General features: G+C 58.4%; 1 protein-coding gene. It reads right to left on the bottom strand.

The window, feature by feature from the left end; translation table 11 throughout:
* Window positions 1-14 precede the first annotated feature (14 nt).
* Entirely contained in the window at window positions 15-1,124 is a 1,110-nt protein-coding gene (locus AC0L2O_RS36205; protein ID WP_473373122.1) for an IS630 family transposase, read from the bottom strand.
* Window positions 1,125-1,130: the final 6 nt, after the last annotated feature.

Genomic DNA, 1,130 nt, shown 5'->3' with positions numbered 1-1,130 from the left:
CTAGTCACGCGAATCTAAAGTTCGCCACATAAAGTTTGCTGGGCTTTGTGACAGAAGCGTTTGACGGAAGCCAAGATCTGGTCTGCGGACCTGGTCCATTTGAAGGGTTTCGGGTTTTTGTTGTGCAGGTCGATGAAGGTACGGATGTCTGCCTCGAGTTGCCTGACCGAGGTGTGAACGCCTCGCTGGATTTTCTTTCTGGTGAGTTCAGCGAACCAGCGTTCGATCTGATTGATCCATGATGCGGAAGTCGGCGTGAAGTGGACATGGTAATGCGGCCGGCGGGCGAGCCAGGCTTTGATCTTGGGTGTCTTGTGGGTGGCGTAATTATCCATGACGATATGGACATCGAGGCCTTCAGGAACTTGAGCATCGACCTCCTTTAAAAACTTCAAGAACTCGATTGCCCGGTGGCGCTTGTAGCATTTGCCGATAACGAACCCCGAGGCGACATCGAGCGCGGCAAACAGCGAGGTCGTACCATGCCGCACATAGCTGTGCGTACGACGTTCCGATACGCCAGGCATCATCGGCAAGACCGGTTGCTCGCGATCAAGTGCCTGGATCTGGCTTTTCTCATCGATGCTGAGAACAAGGGCTCGGTTCGGCGGGGACAGGTAAAGGCCGACGATATCGCGTACCTTGTCGACAAACAGCGGATCGCTCGACAACTTGAATGTCTGGCTACGGTGTGGCTGCAAGCCGAACGCCGCCCACATTCGGCGGATCGTGGTGTGGGAAAATCCAGTCTCCGCAGCCATTGAGCGGATCGACCAGTGCGTCGCGTCGTCCGGCGTCGTGCGCAACGTCCGCTCGATCACGGCAGCAACCTCATCGTCGTTGATGGTTCGAGGGCGGCCGGGGCGGGCCTCGTCGAGCAGGCCATCACAGCGATCCTTCAAAAAACGGCGGCGCCACTTGCCAACGGTGTGCTCATGGATGCCGAGTTCGGCAGCCACAGATTTGCTTGGCAAGCCGTCCGCACCTCGCAGGATCGCGCGGCATCGCTCAGATAGCGACCGCGCAACACGGTGACGACGGACTTGCCTCTCCAAGTACGCCCGCTCCTGCGCACTCAGCACCAACGGCTCGATCGGCCGGCCTCTCACACCTGCATTCGCCACAAGCGC

It is taken from the genome of Bradyrhizobium sp. Kon10 (assembly GCF_055807395.1).
This window is presented reverse-complemented; position numbering and strand designations above follow the sequence as displayed.